The sequence below is a fragment of the Vibrio sp. RE86 genome (assembly GCF_013114545.1).
In the GTDB taxonomy this organism is placed as follows: Bacteria; Pseudomonadota; Gammaproteobacteria; order Enterobacterales; family Vibrionaceae; genus Vibrio.
The window spans coordinates 1-21,173 of sequence record NZ_VTXI01000003.1 but is presented as its reverse complement, the minus strand read 5'-3'; the positions used below and the strand labels follow the sequence as shown (position 1 = coordinate 21,173).

At 47.0% G+C, this 21,173-nt stretch carries 22 protein-coding genes; all 22 read left to right on the top strand.

The window, feature by feature from the left end; translation table 11 throughout:
• The first annotated feature begins 1 nt into the window (after window position 1).
• Entirely contained in the window at window positions 2-430 is a 429-nt protein-coding gene (flaG, locus tag F0231_RS04070) for a flagellar protein FlaG (RefSeq protein WP_171758450.1), read from the top strand.
• A gap of 19 nt (window positions 431-449) precedes the next feature.
• Window positions 450-2,471, top strand: a complete 2,022-nt coding sequence (fliD, locus tag F0231_RS04065) for a flagellar filament capping protein FliD (protein WP_171758449.1) — start codon at window positions 450-452, stop codon at window positions 2,469-2,471.
• Complete coding sequence (locus tag F0231_RS04060; RefSeq protein ID WP_171758448.1) at window positions 2,458-2,781, top strand: flagellar protein FliT; 324 nt, start codon at window positions 2,458-2,460, stop codon at window positions 2,779-2,781. Before fliD ends, F0231_RS04060 begins: the two co-directional genes overlap by 14 nt.
• Before the next feature lie 17 nt (window positions 2,782-2,798).
• Window positions 2,799-3,209 (top strand): flagellar export chaperone FliS, encoded by a 411-nt coding sequence (gene fliS, locus F0231_RS04055; RefSeq protein WP_171758447.1) that lies wholly within the window; start codon window positions 2,799-2,801, stop codon window positions 3,207-3,209.
• Between the two features lie 273 nt (window positions 3,210-3,482).
• Window positions 3,483-4,949, top strand: a complete 1,467-nt coding sequence (locus F0231_RS04050; RefSeq protein WP_171758446.1) for a sigma-54 dependent transcriptional regulator — start codon at window positions 3,483-3,485, stop codon at window positions 4,947-4,949.
• 123 nt (window positions 4,950-5,072) lie between these two features.
• Window positions 5,073-6,131, top strand: a complete 1,059-nt coding sequence (locus F0231_RS04045) for a PAS domain-containing sensor histidine kinase (RefSeq protein ID WP_171758445.1) — start codon at window positions 5,073-5,075, stop codon at window positions 6,129-6,131.
• 2 nt (window positions 6,132-6,133) lie between these two features.
• Window positions 6,134-7,534, top strand: a complete 1,401-nt coding sequence (locus F0231_RS04040) for a sigma-54 dependent transcriptional regulator (RefSeq protein ID WP_171758444.1) — start codon at window positions 6,134-6,136, stop codon at window positions 7,532-7,534.
• A 96-nt stretch (window positions 7,535-7,630) separates the two neighbouring features.
• Window positions 7,631-7,942, top strand: coding sequence for a flagellar hook-basal body complex protein FliE (gene fliE, locus F0231_RS04035; RefSeq protein WP_171758443.1), 312 nt, complete (start codon window positions 7,631-7,633; stop codon window positions 7,940-7,942).
• 14 nt (window positions 7,943-7,956) lie between these two features.
• The gene (gene fliF, locus F0231_RS04030) at window positions 7,957-9,705 is read left to right on the top strand and encodes a flagellar basal-body MS-ring/collar protein FliF (RefSeq protein WP_171758442.1); all 1,749 of its coding nucleotides are present in this window, start codon (window positions 7,957-7,959) and stop codon (window positions 9,703-9,705) included.
• Complete coding sequence (gene fliG / locus F0231_RS04025; protein ID WP_171758441.1) at window positions 9,698-10,753, top strand: flagellar motor switch protein FliG; 1,056 nt, start codon at window positions 9,698-9,700, stop codon at window positions 10,751-10,753. Before fliF ends, fliG begins: the two co-directional genes overlap by 8 nt.
• Window positions 10,754-10,779: 26 nt before the next feature.
• Complete coding sequence (gene fliH, locus F0231_RS04020; protein WP_171758440.1) at window positions 10,780-11,580, top strand: flagellar assembly protein FliH; 801 nt, start codon at window positions 10,780-10,782, stop codon at window positions 11,578-11,580.
• Window positions 11,580-12,902 (top strand): flagellar protein export ATPase FliI, encoded by a 1,323-nt coding sequence (gene fliI, locus F0231_RS04015; RefSeq protein WP_171758439.1) that lies wholly within the window; start codon window positions 11,580-11,582, stop codon window positions 12,900-12,902. Before fliH ends, fliI begins: the two co-directional genes overlap by 1 nt.
• 6 nt (window positions 12,903-12,908) lie before the next feature.
• Complete coding sequence (gene fliJ, locus F0231_RS04010; RefSeq protein WP_171758438.1) at window positions 12,909-13,355, top strand: flagellar export protein FliJ; 447 nt, start codon at window positions 12,909-12,911, stop codon at window positions 13,353-13,355.
• 144 nt (window positions 13,356-13,499) lie between these two features.
• A complete protein-coding gene (locus F0231_RS04005; protein ID WP_171758437.1) occupies window positions 13,500-15,500 on the top strand; it encodes a flagellar hook-length control protein FliK in 2,001 nt (666 codons plus the stop codon).
• A 34-nt stretch (window positions 15,501-15,534) separates the two neighbouring features.
• Window positions 15,535-16,032 (top strand): flagellar basal body-associated protein FliL, encoded by a 498-nt coding sequence (gene fliL / locus F0231_RS04000; RefSeq protein WP_171758436.1) that lies wholly within the window; start codon window positions 15,535-15,537, stop codon window positions 16,030-16,032.
• Between the two features lie 7 nt (window positions 16,033-16,039).
• Window positions 16,040-17,089 carry a flagellar motor switch protein FliM gene (gene fliM / locus F0231_RS03995; RefSeq protein WP_171758435.1) on the top strand — a complete coding sequence of 350 codons (1,050 nt, stop codon included), beginning with the start codon at window positions 16,040-16,042 and terminating at the stop codon, window positions 17,087-17,089.
• Between the two features lie 23 nt (window positions 17,090-17,112).
• A complete protein-coding gene (gene fliN / locus F0231_RS03990) occupies window positions 17,113-17,523 on the top strand; it encodes a flagellar motor switch protein FliN (RefSeq protein WP_171758434.1) in 411 nt (136 codons plus the stop codon).
• A 13-nt stretch (window positions 17,524-17,536) separates the two neighbouring features.
• Window positions 17,537-17,941 (top strand): flagellar biosynthetic protein FliO, encoded by a 405-nt coding sequence (gene fliO / locus F0231_RS03985; protein WP_171758433.1) that lies wholly within the window; start codon window positions 17,537-17,539, stop codon window positions 17,939-17,941.
• Window positions 17,925-18,803, top strand: coding sequence for a flagellar type III secretion system pore protein FliP (gene fliP, locus F0231_RS03980; protein ID WP_171758432.1), 879 nt, complete (start codon window positions 17,925-17,927; stop codon window positions 18,801-18,803). Before fliO ends, fliP begins: the two co-directional genes overlap by 17 nt.
• Window positions 18,804-18,816: 13 nt before the next feature.
• On the top strand, window positions 18,817-19,086 hold the full coding sequence (gene fliQ / locus F0231_RS03975; protein ID WP_171758431.1) for a flagellar biosynthesis protein FliQ: 270 nt from the start codon (window positions 18,817-18,819) through the stop codon (window positions 19,084-19,086).
• A gap of 8 nt (window positions 19,087-19,094) precedes the next feature.
• A complete protein-coding gene (fliR, locus tag F0231_RS03970) occupies window positions 19,095-19,877 on the top strand; it encodes a flagellar biosynthetic protein FliR (RefSeq protein WP_171758430.1) in 783 nt (260 codons plus the stop codon).
• An 8-nt stretch (window positions 19,878-19,885) separates the two neighbouring features.
• Window positions 19,886-21,016 (top strand): flagellar biosynthesis protein FlhB, encoded by a 1,131-nt coding sequence (flhB, locus tag F0231_RS03965; RefSeq protein WP_171758429.1) that lies wholly within the window; start codon window positions 19,886-19,888, stop codon window positions 21,014-21,016.
• The last annotated feature ends 157 nt before the right edge of the window (window positions 21,017-21,173 follow it).

Sequence of the window (21,173 nt, the reverse complement as noted above, 5' to 3'; positions counted from 1 at the left end):
TATGGAAATACCATCCTACACATCGAACATCCAGCCTTATGGCTCAGAAAGTGGCACTAAATTTGCTTCAAGGTACGATGGTGTACAGCAGGTTTCCTCAAAAAAGGAACAGGTTTCTACATCGGAGATGACAGAGCGAGCTGCTCAATCTGTTGAAAAGGCGATAGAAGCTTCGAAAGAACGTGAAAAGCTGAATAAAGCAGAACGAGAGCGGATAGTTGCTGAGATGAATGATTTTATTTCATCAATCAACAAAGGTTTGTCTTTCCGTGTTGACGAAGAGTCAGGTAGGGATGTTGTAACGATTTACGAAGCGGACACTGGCGACATTATTCGTCAGATTCCCGACGAGGAAATGTTAGAAATATTACGACGATTGAGAGAACAAACGGCCCGATACTCTTCAGGGTTAGTGAATCAATCGGTGTAATCGTACTTGAGGTGAATGAATGAGTTTTGGCCCTATAGGCATGAATTCTGGCATGGATATCAATTCTATGGTCAGCAAAATTGTAGATGCGGAGCGTGTGCCTAAACAGCAACGTATCGACAATGAGCGGACCAATATTGATTCCAGTATCAGTGCCTATGGCAGACTCAAAGAGTCGCTGGATACGATGAAAAACTTAATGGCGAGCTTTCGTCAGGAGAAAGCTTTTGCCGCAAGAACCGTCGAGACTACGGACGAGGCGGTCGTATCTGCGACAGCAACCACTGAAGCTATCGCTGGTCGATATGCGATCGATGTGTTGCAGCTTGCTCAAAGTCATAAAATTGCATCAGATGTACTTCCTGAAGATGCGAAATTTGGCCCGGGCAAGCTGCAGATTTCGTTAGGGGACCAAAAGTTCTCTGTCGATGTACAACAAAATTCTAAGCTGATTGATGTCGTACGCGGTATCAATGGCAGCAAATCTAATCCTGGTGTTCGAGCCGCTGTTATCAACGATACACAAGGCCCGCGACTCATTGTTGCTTCGAACAAGTCGGGCGAAACCAACGACGTTTCTATGACAGTGGACGCCAAACCTGGTGATTCACTAAAACTTCTTGAATATAAAACACTCGAACAACGCGTTAAAGATTTAGAGCGCGCAAGGGCAGCGGCGCAAGCACTGCTTTCTCCACTTAATCCCGCCGAGCAGCTGATTGCAGACAAAATTGCTCAGCGCAATATTGATGCGGCAAAAATTGTAGACCAAGAGATTGCCGATGCGTCGAAGCAAGCGGCAATAAATGCCGATCCAAATGCCGCTAAAGAGGCGACACCTGGCAATGAAATGTCGAGTGGGGCAACGGCAGCCGCAGCGCAAGCGGGGATTGAAGCGAACAAATATCTTAAACCCGAAGAGCGCATTCCGGGTTGGAGTGAAAGCGCTTCTGGTACATTACTTGATTCTTACTGGGAGCCAGAGCCGCAACTTGATGCGAAAGCGAAAGAGAAAATGCCTGATATCCCAGGCTGGTCTGCGGCTGCGTCTGGTACATTGACTGACTCTTATGTGACGCCAAAAGAAGCTAAAGCGAAATTGGATGCTGAAAAGGCGCGCATTGAACAAGGCTTTGTTGATGAAAAAGTGGCGCTTCAACAGCGTGTTGCTTCTGGTGAGTTAACGCCTGAACAAGCGAAAGAGCTCGAACGCGCCAACCTTCCTAAAGACCAACGTGAGTATTTAGAACGCATCGATCAAGCGCAGGCTGATCTCGATGCTGCACAAGAGTCCTTTGATACGTATCGAGGAATGACGGAAGTGCAATCGGCTCAAGATGCCAAAGTCATGCTTGATGGAGTTGCTCAACTGTCGAGTGACAACAACATCATTGAAGATGCGATCGATGGGGTAGATTTGACCCTTAAAGGCCGCACCGAAAAAGGTAAACCGGCATCAGAGATCGACATCGAATACGATCGTCAAGGTGTGCGTGAAGATATCGAGCAATTTGTTGCCGCATATAATCAATTCTATCAAGTGTCTAAAGAGTTAGGTGGCGTCGATCCTAGAACAGGGATGGCAGGCCCATTGTCTGGCGACAGTATCGTGCGTAGTGCGGACTCTCGCTTGAAAGCGGTTTTCTCCTCTCGCGTGGAACCCGCTCCACAAGATTTAAAAACTCTGACGGAGTTCGGCATTACCACGACAAGGCAAGGTAACCTTGAAATCAACTATGACATGCTGGATCGCCAACTCAACAATAACTTCAACAAGTTAGAAGACTTCTTTGGCGGTAATCAAGGCTTTGCTAAAAAAGTGGAAGATGCAATTCAAGGTTTGACGGGGGTAACTGGTTCAATCCGCAGCCGAGAACGTAGTTTGGTCGAGCGAAATTATCGACTGGAAGATGATCAAGCCTCTCTAGATCGTCGAATGGATAATCTAGAGAAACGTACTCACGCCAAATTTACGGCGATGCAGGATGCCACCAGTAAGATGCAGTCTCAGCTAGCAGGGATGATGAATGCTCTTGGATAATGAATTTGAGGCCAATCTCACGAAAGTTAGTGACTTAGATCTCAAAATTAGTGAAACTCTTGCAGCCGACGAGATTAATGCTGAAGAAATTGTCCATCTTGTCGATACAAGGGAACAGATATTGCAAAAGTTGTTCGAAGCGATTCAGGCCAACTCTGAGTTGGCTCAGCTGCAGCAGTGGCAAGAGACAGTGGCTCGAACCCAATCTGTTGTACAATTAATGCAGAGTAAAACTGCTGAATTAGGAGCGGCGTTACAAAAGTACCGTCACGGAAAGCGCTCCGTTCAGCAGTATCAAAAGTTTTTATAGATTTTAAGAGGGTTGTTATGCGCGGTTCATTACAGGCTTACAAGAAGGTATCGGTTGATAGCCAGCTCAGTGCGGCCTCCCCGCATAAAATTGTCCAGATGTTGATGGCGGGCGCTATTGAACGTTTGATTCAAGGCAAAGCTGCTATGCAGGCAGGCAATATACCAATGAAAGGTGAACGCTTGGGTAAAGCGTTAGATATCATCATCAGCCTACGTAGCTGTCTATCGATGGATGACGGCGGTGATATCGCTTCAAATCTAGATCAACTGTATGAGTTCATGATCACTCAGATTACCGAAGCAAACCATCAGAATAACCCTGCACCAATTGATGATGTTATCGACATTATCCGCGAAATTAAGTCTGCATGGGATCAAATTCCGAATGAATATCACAACCTGACAGCAGGCGAAGTTGGTATCTAGAACGAAATAACGAACGGTAAATATAGATAGAAAATATAGTTTACTCTTCGGAGCTGTTCAAATTTCGCTTTTGGGTAAACATCACATCAAGTAATTGCTTGGTTGCCTTATTTTTTTTTTAAAATAGAATAGAAGCCACTATACAGCCTAGTGGCTTTTTTTGTTGCTGAAAATTATACATTGTCTGGCGAGTTTCTAGTCTATAGTTACTGTTAACGCTAGCATTTTTACCCAGCCACAACGTTTTATTAAAAAAGGCGAATAATCTCACCTATGCAAGGTTTAGCAAAACTACTCGTGATTGAGGACGACGTACAAGCGCGTATCAATCTCAGTAATATATTAGAATTTGTTGGAGAACAGTGTGAGGCGATCAGCTCGGATCAACTTGAGGATCTAGATTGGTCTCAAGTATGGGCAGGTTGCATTTTAGGCTCTCTAGCCAACGACAAATTATCGACCAAGCTGAGTGATAAGTTACTACAAGCCAATCACGTCCCACTTCTGATTGCCGGAAAGCATTCTTATCCAGTTGAAGAGCTGACAAACTATGTCGGCGAATTGGAGTATCCCCTAAATTATCCGCAACTCAGTGAGGCGTTACGCCACTGTAAAGATTTCCTCGGACGTAAAGGCGTTAATGTTCCTTCGTCAACACGCAAAAATACTCTGTTTCGTAGCTTGGTTGGTCAAAGCCATGGCATTAAAGATGTCCGACATCTTATTGAACAAGTGTCAGGAACCGAAGCGAATGTCTTGATCCTTGGCGAGTCAGGGACAGGTAAAGAGGTGGTAGCTCGTAATATCCACTATCATTCAGCGCGTCGAACAGGCCCATTTGTGCCGATCAACTGTGGCGCGATTCCACCTGATTTGCTTGAGAGTGAACTATTCGGTCACGAGAAAGGCGCATTTACGGGCGCGATTACCTCACGTAAGGGACGCTTCGAACTGGCTGAAGGCGGCACGCTGTTTCTTGATGAAATTGGCGACATGCCAATGCCGATGCAGGTCAAGCTACTGCGTGTGCTGCAAGAGCGAACTTTTGAACGTGTGGGCGGTAACACGACTATCCGTGTTAACGTGCGTGTTATCGCTGCGACTCATCGCAACTTAGAGACTATGATTGATGAAGAGTCCTTCCGTGAAGATCTCTATTATCGTCTTAATGTTTTCCCAATTGAAATGCCAGCACTGCGTGATCGTATTGAAGATATTCCGTTGTTACTTCAAGAGCTCATGACACGTATGGAGTCAGAGGGCGCACAGCCTATCTGCTTTACTCCAAGGGCGGTGAATTCATTGACCGAGCATGATTGGCCTGGGAATGTACGCGAACTTGCCAACCTTGTTGAACGTATGATCATCCTCTATCCAAATAGTTTGGTGGACGTAAATCATCTGCCAACGAAATATCGCTACAGTGATATCCCTGAGTTCCAGCCTGAGTACAACAACCTTGAATCTGTAGAAGATCAAGAGCGTGATGCTTTGCATGATATTTTCTCTGAGGACTTCAGCTTAGAGTCGACAGATTTCTTCCCAGAGAACGAGAATGCACCTCAAAGTTTACCGCCTGAAGGGGTCAACTTAAAAGAGATGCTAGCAGAGCTTGAAGTCAATATGATCAATCAAGCGCTTGAAGCCCAAGGCGGTGTTGTCGCTCGTGCTGCTGACATGCTAGGGATGCGTCGGACGACGCTGGTTGAGAAGATGCGAAAGTACAATTTACAACGCTAAAATCGATGTAAATTTGACTGTCAACTTTTCGACTTAAAGTTAACTTATTGAAAAATATATAAAATAGCCTGGCTTGCTTATTGCATGACAGGCTATTGTAGTTTTTTAAGGCAGAAATACGTCATGCACTCAACATCACCGGCTGATAACCCAACACCACTCGGTACATTAGAACAACAAGTAGAGCGTTATCAGCAGGTGTTAGATGTGATGCCTGCTGGTGTGATTCTGCTTGATACCCAAGGGGTGGTACAAGAAGCCAACCCAGAGGCAAGCCGTCTGCTAGAGATCCCTTTAGTGGGTGAAAAGTGGTTTGAAGTTATCCAGCAAGCTTTTGCTCCTCGTGAAGATGATGGTCATGAGATATCACTGCGAAATGGGCGTAAGGTTCGATTGGCGATTTCAGCCTCAACGACTGGGCAGCTTATCCTTATCACGGACCTAACCGAAACTCGCCTGCTGCAATCTCGCATTAGTGACTTGCAGCGACTGTCATCGATAGGTCGAATGGTCGCCTCGCTTGCTCACCAAGTGCGAACGCCGTTATCAAGCGCCATGCTTTATGCGTCCAATTTAGCTGCTCCGAACCTACCACCTGCAACCAAAGATCGCTTTCAAGGCAAATTGATGGATCGTCTGCATGATTTGGAAAAGCAGGTCAACGATATGCTTCTATTTGCAAAGGGTGGGGACAATAAGGTCGTGAAACCGTTCACGATCGAAAGTTTAGTGGCAGAGTTCTCACCAATGGTTGAGACTGCAATTAATAACAATCAAATCGATTACTATCTAGAAGTTGAGCAGGAACAAATTGAACTGCTGGGTAACTCCAACGCGATTGCCTCTGCACTCAGCAACTTGGTCATGAACGCGATTCAAATTGCAGGCAAACAGTCACAAGTCGACGTTTTCTTTAGACCGGTAAATGGTGAACTCAAAATATCGGTTCAAGACAGTGGCCCAGGTGTACCAAAAGAGCTGCAAAACAAAATTATGGAACCTTTCTTCACCACTCGCTCCCAAGGTACAGGCCTTGGTCTTGCAGTCGTTCAAATGGTCTGCCGAGCGCATGATGGAAGGTTAGAACTCATTTCAGAAGAAGGTGACGGTGCGTGTTTTACCATGTGTATCCCGCTAGACCGTCAGCTACAGACTGAACAACAAGCTATGACTGGAGAATGATAATGGCTCAAAGCAAAGTACTAATCGTAGAAGATGATGAAGGTCTACGCGAAGCATTAGTCGATACCTTAGCTCTAGCTGGCTATGAGTGGTTAGAAGCCGACAGTGCTGAAGATGCATTGGTCAAGCTTAAGTCAAATAGCGTTGATATTGTCGTTTCAGATGTGCAGATGGCAGGCATGGGTGGACTCGCGCTACTGCGTAATATCAAGCAGCACTGGCCTAATCTTCCAGTTTTGCTGATGACCGCCTACGCCAACATCGAAGATGCGGTATCTGCGATGAAAGACGGTGCGATTGATTACATGGCGAAGCCGTTTGCACCCGAAGTTCTGCTTAATATGGTCAGTCGATACGCGCCTGTTAAATCTGACGATAACGGTGATGCCGTCGTTGCCGACGAGAAAAGTATTAAGCTGCTTGCGTTGGCCGACAAAGTAGCGAAAACCGATGCGAGCGTGATGGTGCTTGGTCCAAGCGGATCGGGCAAAGAGGTGATGTCTCGTTATATTCACAACGCTTCGAACCGTAAAGATGGCCCTTTTGTGGCGATCAACTGTGCGGCGATTCCAGACAATATGCTAGAAGCGACCTTATTTGGTTACGAGAAAGGCGCGTTCACAGGCGCCGTCCAAGCGTGTCCGGGTAAGTTCGAACAGGCTCAAGGTGGTACGATTTTGCTAGATGAAATCAGTGAAATGGATCTGAGCCTACAAGCTAAATTACTGCGTGTTCTGCAAGAGCGAGAGGTTGAACGTTTGGGCAGCCGTAAGAGCATCAAACTTGATGTGCGTGTATTGGCGACCAGTAACCGCGATCTCAAGCAGTATGTTCAAGAGGGTAACTTTCGTGAAGACTTGTACTACCGCTTAAATGTATTCCCAATTGCATGGCCGGCACTGTATGAGCGTCAAGGTGATATCGAACCATTAGCAAAACATTTGGTAGAGCGTCATTGCCAAAAATTGGGCATGCCAGTGCCAAGTGTGAGCGAAAGTGCTGTCAACAAACTGCTCGCTTACCAATGGCCAGGTAACGTACGTGAATTGGATAATGTTGTTCAACGTGCCCTCATTTTGAGTGAAAACAACCATATTGATGCTGAGCACATCTTACTCGAAGGGCTTGATTGGCAAGATGCATCGAGCTTGCAAGTTGCTGTCGAAGGTGGTGAGGCTGTCGCACCAACAGTGAAACCAATAGCGGAAGCGAACAATAATTTGGCGGCAGGATCAGGGTTAGGCGGTGAACTGAGAGATCAAGAATACGCGATTATCCTAGAAACACTTCAAGAGTGTAATGGCCGCCGTAAAGAGATGGCAGAGAAGTTGGGCATTAGCCCGCGCACACTTCGCTACAAGTTAGCAAAAATGCGTGATGCTGGGATTGATATTCCTAACTAACGTGTTATTTTGCCCTACCTAATGACGTGGCACGAGGATTGCAGCGTCATTAATCTAGCACAAATTTGAGTCAAAGAGTTGACTACTGAGGTATTGATGAGAATTGACGGTTTTCAAAGCGAAATGCAGGCGATGATGTTTGAAGCCAGTGGGACTAAACCTACTGCGACTGGACAAACTGTCGGTGCGGATTTTGGCCAGCTATTGAACAACGCAATCAACAACGTCAATAGCCTCTCGAAGACATCAGGCAACCTTCAGATGCGATTCGACCGAGGTGATGCCGATGTGTCTTTATCTGATGTCATGATTGCTAGAAACAAATCTAGTGTCGCTTTCGAAGCTACAATTCAAGTACGCAACAAGCTTGTTGAGTCGTACAAAGAATTGATGAACATGCCAGTTTAAGTTAGGTAATATCTGTGGCAGAGCAAAACCATTCAACGGATCTCACGGTTTCAGACAGCGCAGCTGAGAGCTCGATGCTAGCAACATCGGATCTCGATTCTGACGTACAAAACCCTGATCTGGACGAAAAAAGCAGTTCCAAATTTGATATGGCGGTCGGTGATCTCGACTTGCTACGTCAGGTGGTTCTTGTCCTTTCTATTTCAATCTGTGTTGCGCTAATCGTAATGTTGTTTTTCTGGGTGAAAGAGCCTGAAATGCGACCTCTTGGTGCGTATGAAACAGAAGAACTGATCCCAATTCTAGATTACTTAGACCAACAGAAACTTGACTATACCCTCGATGGCAACACCATCTTGGTGCCAGCCAGTGAATACAATACGCTTAAACTGGATATGGTGCGTGCCGGCTTAAACCAAGAGAAGCAAGCGGGTGACGACATCCTGCTTCAAGACATGGGTTTTGGTGTGTCTCAGCGTCTTGAACAAGAGCGTTTAAAACTGAGTCGAGAGCGTCAGTTGTCCAAAGCGATTGAAGAGATGAAGCAAGTGCGTAAAGCGCGCGTGTTGCTGGCTCTTCCAAAACAGAGTGTGTTTGTTCGTCATAATCAAGAGGCGTCGGCGTCGGTTTTCTTGACGCTCAAAACAGGTACCAACTTAAAACAAGAAGAAGTCGACTCGGTGGTTGATATGGTGGCAAGTGCCGTTCCAGGTATGAAGCCAAACCGTATTACCGTGACTGATCAGCATGGTCGTCTTCTAAGCTCGGGTTCTCAAGACCCTGCATCAGCCGCTCGTCGTAAAGAGCATGAGCTAGAGCGTAAACAAGAACAAGCACTGCGTGAAAAAATTGACTCTGTACTTATCCCAATTCTTGGCTTTGGTAACTATACGGCTCAGGTTGATATTGAACTCGATTTTAGTGCGGTAGAACAGACCCGTAAGCGTTTTGACCCAAACACGCCAGCAACTCGAAGTGAATACACGTTAGAGGATTACAACAACGGCAGTGTGGTCGCGGGTGTACCAGGGGCTTTAAGCAATCAGCCTCCAGCGGATGCGTCGATTCCACAAGATGTGGCACAAATGAAAGACGGTACAGCTATGGGGCAAGGCTCGGTTCATAAAGAAGCGACGCGTAACTTTGAGCTCGATACGACGATCAGTCATGAGCGACGCCAAACAGGTGTCGTGAATCGTCAAACGGTGGCGGTTGCGGTTAAGAACCGTCCAGTGGTTAACCCTGATACAGGTGAAACGACTTACCAGCCTCTCTCTGAGACTGAACTAAACTCTATTAAACAGCTATTGGTTGGCACTGTGGGCTTTAGCGAAGCTCGCGGTGATTTGTTGAACGTACTGAGTATGCAGTTTGCAATTCCAGAAACAGACGTGATTGCAGACGTTCCGATCTGGGAGCATCCTAACTTCAACGATTGGATTCGTTGGTTCGCAAGTGCGTTAGTTATTATTGTGGTTGTGCTTGTACTCGTTCGCCCTGCGATGAAGAAACTGCTCAACCCTGCCTCTGATGACGATGATGAGCAACTATACGGCCCAGATGGCATGCCTATCGGTGCTGATGGTGAAACGAGCTTGATCGGTGGCGATTTAGACGGTGGTGAGTTATTTGAGTTCGGTTCTAGCATCGACTTACCTAACTTACATAAAGATGAAGATGTGCTGAAAGCGGTTCGTGCACTGGTTGCCAACGAACCAGAACTTGCAGCACAAGTAGTGAAGAATTGGATGCAGGATGCCTAACGAATTAGTACCACAGGAAGAGGGCGGTGAGGTAGCAGAAAACACCGTGGATATATCAACCATTCCGGGTGAAGAGCGTGCAGCAATACTTTTGCTGAGTCTGAATGAAGAAGACGCAGCAGGCATTATTCGCCACTTAGAACCAAAACAAGTACAACGAGTGGGTAGCGCGATGGCTCGAGCTGCCGACCTGAGCCAAGATAAAGTCGGTGCTGTGCATCGTGCATTCTTGGAAGATATTCAGAAATACACCAACATTGGTATGGGCAGTGAAGACTTTATGCGTAATGCGTTAGTCGCAGCCCTTGGTGAAGATAAAGCGAACAACCTGGTTGACCAGATCCTATTGGGTACTGGTTCTAAAGGTCTGGATTCATTGAAATGGATGGACCCACGACAAGTGGCGAGCATCATTATCAACGAGCACCCTCAGATTCAAACCATTGTTCTTTCTTACCTAGAGCCCGATCAATCAGCGGAAATTCTCTCTCAGTTTGCGGAACGTGACCGTCTCGATCTGATGATGCGTATTGCTAACCTAGAAGAAGTTCAACCATCTGCACTGGCAGAGTTGAACGAGATCATGGAGAAGCAGTTCGCAGGTCAAGCGGGTGCTCAAGCGGCCAAAATTGGCGGCCTGAAAGCAGCGGCCGAGATCATGAACTACATGGACAACAACGTCGAAGGCGTGTTGATGGATCAGATCCGCGACCAAGACGAAGATATGGCGACGCAAATTCAAGATCTTATGTTTGTCTTCGAAAACCTTATCGAAGTCGACGATCAAGGTATTCAGAAGTTGCTGCGTGATGTTCCTCAAGATGCACTACAACGTGCACTTAAGGGCGCTGATGATGGTCTCCGTGAGAAGATCTTCAAGAATATGTCTAAGCGTGCTGCTGAAATGATGCGTGACGATCTTGAAGCGATGCCGCCAATTAAAGTCTCTGATGTTGAAGCGGCTCAGAAAGAAGTTCTGGCAATTGCACGACGCATGGCCGACTCTGGCGAATTGATGCTGGGTGGCGGTGCGGACGAATTCCTATAATCGCAATAAATTAAGATAAGGTGTCTATGTCTGGGGAACGCAAACGTGGTTTTTTACGTCTAGATAATGACGAACTGGTTGAAAAGCCAGAGCGCTGGGGCATGCCTGATTACACGGCACAAGCCCATAAGAAAGCGCGTGATACCGCAATGAACTATGACCCAAGCTGGATGCCTATCTCTGAACCTAGCAAAGAAGAAGCTCCTGTTGAGCTGACCGAGCAAGAGATCGAGCTGATTAAGCAACAGGCGTATCAGGAAGGTCTCCATCAAGGGCAAGAAGCTGGCTTCAAGCAAGGTTACGAAAAAGGCAAAGAGCAAGGTCTGCAAGATGGTCATCAAGAAGGGCTGGAAGCAGGTAAAATTGAAGGCGTAGCTTCAGGGCAAGAGTTTATTCAGCAACAAGTTCAAACCTTCGTTAGTCTTGCAAACCAGTTTGCGCAGCCACTAGAGCTGATGAACGCTCAAGTGGAAAAGCAGCTAGTGGATATGGTCTTGGTCCTTGTTAAAGAAGTTGTCCATGTTGAAGTGCAGACCAATCCTCAAATTATTCTTGATACGATCAAACAGTCCGTTGAATCACTGCCTATTTCAGGCCATGCCATTACGTTAAAGCTACATCCTGATGATGTTGAGATCGTGCGCTCTGCATATGGTGAGCAAGAGATCGACATGCGTAACTGGACGCTTGCTTCTGAACCGGCTCTTAACCGAGGTGATGTACAGATCGAAGCGGGTGAGTCGAGTGTAAACTACCGCATGGAAGATCGTATACGTAGCGTTATTCAAAGCTTTTGTGGGGTGAACCGCCACCAAGGTGGTGAGTAGTGCTCGCACTTGCTGAACGTCTTTCACAATACAAAGCGCAAGGTCATACTTGCCGCCCTGTTGCCTCTGGTCGATTAGTTCGTGTTGTTGGTTTAACCCTTGAAGCTACGGGTTGCCGAGCGCCTATTGGTAGCCTATGTATTGTTGAAACCATGACAGGTGAAATGGAAGCGGAGGTCGTCGGGTTTTCTGGCGATAGCCTATTCCTAATGCCAAGTGAGCAAATCACTGGCATTTTACCTGGAGCCAAAGTCACACCAATGACGGGTGAAGTTGGTCTTCCCGTTGGTATGGAACTACTTGGCCGAGTCATTGACGGCGTTGGTAACCCGCTTGATGGGCTTGGTCCTATCTATACTGAGAAACGCGCCTCGTTTAACGCTGAGCCTATCAACCCACTCGCCCGAAAACCTATTTCAGAACCTCTGGATGTTGGCATCAAAGCCATCAATGGCCTTCTTACTGTTGGTAAGGGGCAACGTATTGGTCTATTTGCTGGTTCCGGCGTAGGTAAGTCGGTCACGCTTGGAATGATGACCCGAGGGACAACCGCTCAGGTGGTTGTGGTTGGCTTGATTGGTGAGCGTGGACGAGAAGTTAAAGAGTTCATTGAAGAGATTTTAGGAGTAGATGGGCGCCAACGCTCTGTCGTGGTAGCAGCGCCTGCCGACTCATCGCCTTTGATGAGGCTAAAAGGTTGTCAGACTGCATTGACCATCGCAGAGTACTTCCGCGATCAAGGGCTTGATGTCCTTCTTTTGATGGATTCATTAACACGTTTTGCCCAAGCCCAGCGTGAAATCGCCCTGTCTGTAGGTGAACCGCCTGCCACAAAAGGTTATCCGCCTTCTGTATTTGCTAAGCTCCCTGCATTGGTAGAGCGAGCAGGTAACGGCAGCCCTGATCAAGGTTCTATCACCGCATTCTTTACTGTCTTAACCGAAGGCGACGACCTTCAAGATCCTATTGCCGATGCTTCTCGAGCGATTTTGGATGGTCACGTTGTATTATCTCGCGAAATGGCGGATGCAGGCCACTACCCAGCGATTGATGTCGAGAAGTCGGTCAGCCGTGTGATGCCTCAAATCACGACGGAAGAACACGTGCTGATGTCGAAAGCGGTCAGACAAGTGTTATCAATATGCCGCAAGAATCAAGATCTCGTTTCCATTGGCGCGTACAAACCGGGTACGGATGCCGCCATTGATGGTGCGTTCACCATCAAACCTAAGCTTGATCAGTACTTACAACAGACCATGAAAGAGACCGTCCCTTACGACATGTGCGTTAACATGCTTAGCCGCCTGCTGCACGGGGAGTAATCGTTTATGGACAATGCACTTGAATTTCTTGTTGAACAGGCCAAAGAGAGAGAAAACCAAGCGGTTATGGCGCTCACGCAAGCTCGTACCGAGTTAGATGGTTACTATCAACAGCTTGAACAAATTGAAAAATATCGCTTAGATTACTGCCAGCAGTTGATTGAACGTGGGCAGCAAGGTTTGACAGCCAGTCAGTACGCGCACTTGAATCGATTTCTTACCACTCTTGATGAAACACTTGCAAAACAGAAGCAGGCAGAATCCCACTTTAAAGGGCAAGTCGAGGGTTGCGAACAAAACTGGCTTGAAACTCGTAAACAGCGCCGCTCCTATGAATGGCTAATAGAGAAAAAACAGACCGAGAAGCAGCGTTTAGAAAATCAACGCGAGCAAAAGCAAATGGATGAGTTCTCGACTTTGCAGTTCTCTCGTCGCCAATCCAGTGATTTTTAACCCGACCTAATAACCCTATTACTTGGCTCATTTTTTGCAAAGTTCACTTCAAAGATTGCCGCTATAGATTAAATTGTCGTTTACTCTCAACCGGCTCAGTACTTCAACCTTCTTTGCTTTGCGCAACAGTGAGTGAATTGTTTTATGAATATCAATCTATCATCAGTATCGGAAAGTCCCAAAGCGACCAAAGGGGTAGCTAGTGGCAGTGATGGAGCAGAAGAAACTTCTGAGTCAGGAGGCTTTTTTGCCAAGCTCACAGCAATGATCAAAGGCGAGGGTAAGTCGGAAGGTGAGGTTGAGGCAGTTAAAGCGACTCAAGGTAGCGAAGAGGTTGAAGCGAGCTTTGAGGGCAGCTCCGACGATGCTAAAGTAACAAAGGCTCAGACCGAAGGTCAGAGTTCGGATGAATTGCTTTCGAGCGATGATGAGTCGGCTGAAAGCTCAAAAGTAGCGGCTGATGCCGAGACGGCAGACCAAAACAATAAGTCAGATAAATCAAACGAAGCTGTTGTAGCTAAAGACTCCTCTGCATCAGCAAAGAATATTGTTTCTGAAAATGAAGAAGTACTCCAACGATTGAATGAATCAAGCAGTGCACTTCAGTCAAAAGACGGCAAAGAGTTGCCTCCAACCAAAGAAGTTAAATCGGATAGCGTTGACGGTAAGAGTGATAAAACAGTAACTGCTGAAAATGGTGCACCCGCATTAGCGGCGGCCAGTGCTCGTACCGCGAAGAGTGACGACACGTCAACTGAGCCTAACAAAGTAGAGACTCAGACCGTTCTCAATGATCAAGGTGAAGAGGTTGAAATCCCTGTTGCAGCGAAACCTTTTATTCAGCAATCAAATGACGCAGCCGAAAGTGATGTAGCGAACGTTGAGAAAGTGGTTGCTAAAAGCAATAGTGACGATGGCATTGTTGTTGCGTCTACCGCTGCAGTTGCAGTGCAAGGGCAAACCAAACTCGATTCAAATAGTTTAGTAGAGCAGCAGAGCAGTAAAGCTGTTGGCTCAGAAGAGTTGTCTCAACAAGCATCATCTCAGCAGGTTCAATCACAGAACGTTGAAGAAGTCGGTAGTGCCGAGCTTGCGAGTAGCGCAGTGGTCGCTGGTGCCAGTGTCGCCGCGACAAGCGCGGTAGCATCGGGTGCTATGTCTCAGCAGGCTACGTCTGGCCAGGATCCTGCTACTTCAACAGTAGGTGTTGAAGGTAGCGAAGCGGTGGATCCGACGCTGACTGCTGCCGCGCCTGCCGCCGCAATCGCTTGGGCTTCAAGCTCTGATGCTCCTGTTACAGATCAGATGGCTGTCAAACCGGATATGGCACCTAAAGCGCAGCAAGCTGTGGTCGCACAATCTGTACAGCAAGCTCTGTCAGCCCAGCAGGCTCAAGCTGCGCAAGTGGCATTGCAATCCCAAGCCTCTGTTCAGAATGCTGTAGCCCCGATGCCAAATGATTTAGTGGCAAGTCAGTTACAACAAGTCGCTGCTGCACCTAATGTGGCTGTGGCACAAGATCAAGCTTTGCTGAAAGCGGCGTTGGGAGCGAAAACGGTAGGAACCGTGGGTCAATTGGCTAAAGGTTCTGAGAGCGGACAAGCTGGGCAAGAGTCGAATTTTGCTCAACAATTGTCACAAGCGGCGGGCCTACAGACAGCAAATAGTGCGACTCAAATTCGCGCTGAACAAGCAGCAGCACAAACACCCTTACAGCTGAACCGTGAAATGGCGGGTGATCAAGTGGCGGAGCGAGTTCAAATGATGATGTCGAAAAATCTCAAGAACATCGATATTCGTCTTGACCCACCAGAACTCGGACGTATGCAAATTCGCATGAACATGAACGGTGATGGAACAACGGTTCACTTTACAGTTGCTAACCAACAGGCTCGTGACGTGATTGAACAATCCATGCCAAGATTACGCGAGATGCTCGCTCAGCAAGGTGTACAATTGAACGAAAGCTCGGTTCAGCAGCAATCTTCAGGGCAGCAGCAAAAAGGTTACGCGAACGCAGGGCAAGACAATAATGGTCAAGGTAGCGGCAATCAGGGCTTCTCTGGTGAAGAAAATCTTGAACCAGACGTCAATCTTGATTTGAATGTCGCTGCAAAGCGTGATGGAATTAGTTATTACGCTTAAACTGTAAAATATAAAGAAATAGAGAACGTTAAGTATGGCAGTCGAAGAAATCGAAACGGAAGCACCGAAAGGGAAGGGTAAGTTAATTATCATAATTGTTGCTGTCGTTGTCTTATTGCTAGGTGGCGGTGGTGCGGCATTTTTTCTAATGGGTTCAGATGAGCCAGCTGCGGAACAAGCGGCAGTTCAACAAGAGGTTGTGACTCCGACTGATCCGGTTGCTTATGTGAACATCCCTCAACCTTTCTTGTTTAATGTGACAGGTGATAAGAAAGACCGTCTAGTTCAGATTAAAGTCCAGCTAATGGTACGAGGTAGCGATAATGAGAATTTAGCACGCTATCATTCACCGTTGATTGAAAGCTCACTGCTTAGCACATTTGCATCAGCCACCGTTGATCAACTGCGAAGCGTGAATGGTCGTGTCGAGCTGCGAGATAAAGCGACTGATGACATTAAAGCAAGCTTAACCCGAGCGGTCGGTCAGCCAGTGATTGAACGAGTGCTGTTTACCGATTTTGTAATTCAGTAGGTGACGAGTGACGGATCTATTAAGCCAAGATGAGATTGATGCTCTCTTACACGGTGTAGATGATGTTGATGAGGCAGAAGATGAGGTTGTTGCCTCCGATGCGAGTGCCGTAGACTTCGACTTCTCTTCACAAGACCGTATCGTTCGTGGTCGGATGCCGACCCTAGAACTGATTAACGAGCGTTTTGCCCGCCATATGCGAATTAGCTTGTTCAACATGCTGCGCAAAACGGCAGAAGTGTCAATCAACGGCGTACAGATGATGAAATTTGGTGAATACCAAAACACCTTGTACGTTCCAACCAGTTTGAACATGGTGAGGTTTCGCCCGCTAAAAGGTACGGCGCTTATCACGATGGAAGCGCGCTTAGTTTTCATATTGGTAGAAAACTTTTTTGGTGGTGATGGTCGATTCCACGCTCGTATCGAAGGTCGAGAATTCACACCGACAGAACGACGCATTGTTCAGTTGCTACTGAAAATTGTATTCGAAGACTACAAAGAAGCTTGGTCTCCAGTGATGGGAGTTGAGTTTGAGTATCTTGATTCCGAAGTTAACCCGAGTATGGCCAACATCGTCAGCCCAACAGAGGTGATTGTTGTTAGCTCCTTCCACATTGAAGTGGATGGTGGTGGTGGTGACTTCCACGTGGTTATGCCTTACTCAATGGTAGAGCCTATTCGCGAACTTCTCGATGCGGGTGTTCAGTCAGATAAGATGGAGACTGACGTACGTTGGAGTACGGCACTTCGCGAAGAGATCATGGATGTTCCGGTGAATTTCAGGGTTGAACTGCTTGAGCAAGATATTTCACTGCGAGATCTAATGGAGCTCCAACCGGGCGACATTATCCCAATTACGATGCCAGAACACGCCACTATGTTCGTGGAAGAACTGCCAACCTTCCGAACTAAGATGGGACGCTCTGGTGAGAATCTTGCGGTGCAAGTTTCAGAAAAAATTAAACGCCCTGATGTGGTGAAAACCGATATCGCCTTCCTCGGAAAAGATGTAATTTCCGATCTTGAAGACGATGATGGCGAAATTGACGATTAAAGAAGATTAGATAGGTAACAGGTATGGAACCGAGTGACGACCAAAAACTGGCGGACGAATGGGCTGCAGCGTTAGGTGAGGACCCAAGTGCGCCAAGTATTGATGTTGATGAAGTAATGAATGCTCAACTTGATGAGCTGGAAGATACCTCTACACCAATCTCAGATGATGAACGTCGCAAATTAGATACGATTTTAGACATTCCTGTCACTATCTCAATGGAAGTAGGGCGTTCTCAAATCAGTATTCGTAACTTACTGCAATTGAACCAAGGCTCAGTTGTTGAACTTGAGCGTCTTGCGGGTGAATCACTGGACGTGTTGGTTAACGGGACACTTATCGCGCACGGCGAAGTTGTTGTCGTCAATGACAAGTTTGGTATTCGCTTAACTGACGTAATCAGCCAGACTGAACGTATCAAGAAGCTTCGCTAAAATAAGGTTATGTATGACGTTAAAAGTTAAGGGGTACTTACTTTACCCACTGGCTTTACTAACACCAACCGCGATGGCTGCCACCCCAGGCAGCCAGTTAGACTGGGCGACCACTTTTGGGTCGCTCTTGTTCGTTATTGCCTTCATACTCTTTCTCGCTTGGCTCTTAAAGCGTATGCGTGTTCCTTCGCTGGTTAATCAGAAAGGCCTTGCGGTCGTTCGTCAAATCGCAGTGGGCAACCGAGAGCGAATTATGATTGTACAAGCGGGTGAAGAGCAATTCTTGGTTGGGGTTACAGCTCAATCAATTCAACTTATCTCAAAACTGGATAAACCCTTGTCTCAGGAGGAGATGGCTGCCAGTCCATTTGCCAATCAATTGACTCAGCTGCTGAAGAAGAATGATACAAACAAATAGGTTCGCATCAACACTGCTTATGGTGTGTGCTCTGCTGTTTTCGGCAGTAACGTGGGCACAAGAAGAGCTAGACACTAATGTCCCGGCGAATATTGCAGCGGGTGATTCAGTGACAGTCTCAGCGATGGAAAGTACCCAAGGTAACGCACAAACGATTTCAACCAGCACGTTAGTTGGTGGAAGCGGTAGTGGTATTCCTGCGCTGACCATGACGACAAACCCTGATGGGAGCGAAGACTACTCTGTAAACTTACAGATCTTAGCCCTCATGACCATGCTAGGCTTTTTGCCGGCTATGGTTATTTTAATGACCTCTTTTACCCGAATCGTGGTTGTGATGTCGATACTGCGTCAAGCGATGGGTCTACAACAAACGCCTTCGAACCAAGTGATCATTGGTATCGCTATCTTCCTGACTTTCTTCATCATGTCCCCTGTGCTGAACAAAATTAATGAAGAAGCCGTACAGCCTTATATCAACGAACAGATCTCAGCGCGTCAGGCGTTCGATCTGGCGCAAGGGCCGATGCGAGACTTTATGCTCAAGCAGACGAGGGTGAAAGATCTCGAAACGTTTGTGAATATTTCTGGCGATACGGCGACCGCCCCTGAAGACGTATCGATGGCGGTATTGATCCCTGCATTCATAACTTCCGAGCTAAAAACGGCTTTCCAAATCGGCTTCATGCTCTTTTTGCCATTTTTGATCATCGACCTTGTCGTGGCGTCAGTTTTGATGGCAATGGGTATGATGATGTTGTCCCCAATGATCGTATCGCTACCATTCAAACTGATGCTGTTTGTGCTGGTGGATGGCTGGAACCTAATACTGTCGACGCTCGCCGGCAGTTTCGCCTTGTGACGGGAGGGATTAAATGACTCCTGAGATGTTTGTAGAGCTGTTTCGAGATGCACTATGGTTAGTTCTTATCATGGTGTGTGCGATCATTATTCCGAGTCTTTTAATCGGTTTGGTTGTCGCTATTTTCCAGGCCGCTACCTCTATCAACGAACAGACACTAAGCTTCTTACCTCGTCTGATCGTGACCTTACTGGCACTTATGATGTTTGCTCACTGGATGACTCAAGCCTTGATGGAGTTCTTCTTTAGCATGATTGAGCGAATGCCTCAGGTGCTTTACTAGGCTACGCTATGGAATATCCAGCGACGCTCGTTCTAGACTGGTTGGCCAACTACTTTTGGCCTTATGCTCGCATCTCAGCCATGTTAATGGTGATGTCGGTGACGGGTGCGCGTTTTGTATTTACACGAGTGCGCCTCTATCTAGGCTTGGCGATTACTTTTGCGGTTATGCCGGCGATTCCAGCCGTACCAGATACCATTGAACTGCTCTCGTTTGAAGGCTTTATGACCTTACTTGAGCAGCTCATTATTGGTATTGCTATGGGGACGATAACCCAGTTTATGATTCAGACATTCGTCATATTGGGCCAAATCTTAGGTATGCAGTCGAGCTTGGGTTTTGCGTCAATGGTTGACCCTGCCAACGGACAAAACACTCCGGTTTTAGGTCAGCTATTTATGTTTTTAGCGACGCTGTTTTTCCTCGCAACTGATGGTCACTTAAAAATGATAATGCTGGTGGTGATGAGCTTTAAATCATTGCCGATTGGAACTGGGTCCCTTACCACCGTTGACTTCAGAGAGCTGGCTCTATGGCTCGGCATTATGTTTAAAGTTGCGTTAAGCATGTCGTTATCCGGCATCATTGCTCTACTCACCATCAACCTCTCATTTGGTGTTATGACCCGTGCTGCCCCGCAGCTAAATATTTTCTCACTGGGTTTTGCCTTCGCCTTAATGGTGGGCTTACTTATTTGTTGGTACCTCATTGCCGGTTTATATAACCACTATGAGCTATTCTGGATCCAAGGTGAGCAACAAATTTGTTCGTTCATCAGGTTGGATTGTTAGGAGGCTGAATGGCAGAGTCAGACGGTCAAGAACGTACAGAAGACGCCACGCCCAGACGCTTGCAACAAGCCCGAGAAAAAGGGCAGGTTGCAAGGTCAAAAGAGCTGGCGTCGGTTTCTGTTTTAGTCATTGGTTCTGTTGCCCTAATGTGGTTTGGGGAGAGTCTAGCGCGCGCGCTCTTTACATTGATGAGTCGCCTATTCAGCTTATCAAGAGATGAGATTTTCGATCACGTTAAGCTTTTCGATATCGTCATTGGCTCTATGGGCAGCCTTTTAATGCCACTGCTCTTGATTCTCGTGACCTTGTTTGTTGCTGCTGTTGCAGGGGCTGCAGGTGTTGGTGGGATCAGTTTCTCTGCCGAAGCGGCCATGCCTAAATGGTCTAAAATGAACCCGCTCAGTGGTTTAAAACGTATGGTCGGCATGCAGAGCTGGGTTGAATTGATCAAATCGATTCTAAAAGTGGCTCTGGTTTCAGGGATGGCTTTCTATCTTATCAGCGCGGCGCGAGAAGACCTCTTCCAGCTGAGTATGGATGTTTATCCTCAAAATATTTTCCATGCATTGGATATCTTACTTAACTTTGTTTTGCTGATTAGCTGTACATTATTGATTGTTGCCGCGATCGATATTCCGTTTCAGATTTGGCAACACGCGAACCAGCTAAAAATGACCAAGCAAGAGGTCAAAGACGAGTATAAAGATACTGAGGGTAAGCCAGAGGTGAAAGGGCGTATCCGTATGTTGCAACGTGAAGCTGCGCAGCGCCGGATGATGTCGGAGGTGCCTCAGGCGGACGTTATCGTAACCAACCCAGAGCACTTCTCAGTCGCACTGCGCTATAAGCAAGACAGTGACCGAGCACCGATTGTTGTGGCAAAAGGTACGGATCACATGGCTCTCAAAATTCGTGAAGTTGCCCGCGAGCATGATATTTATGTCGTACCCGCTCCGCCATTAGCTCGAGCCCTGTACCACTCCACTGAACTCGAGCAAGAGATCCCAGATGGTCTCTTTACCGCTGTGGCACAAATTCTTGCGTATGTATTTCAACTTAAGCAATACCGTAAGAAAGGCGGTCAGCGTCCAAACCTAAAAACATCTGAGCTACCGATTCCGCCAGATTTGAGAAAGTAACCCACATCGGCTATTCCATCGAACGCGAAGGGGCGAGTAAGGAATCTCTCATATGTCCCGTCCTGAAATGTGTTTACACATTGAGGACGAATTATGACTACTTCAAATAATACCTACGTTAAGCGCACTCAGCGTGATTACACACTAGGCTTTAAAT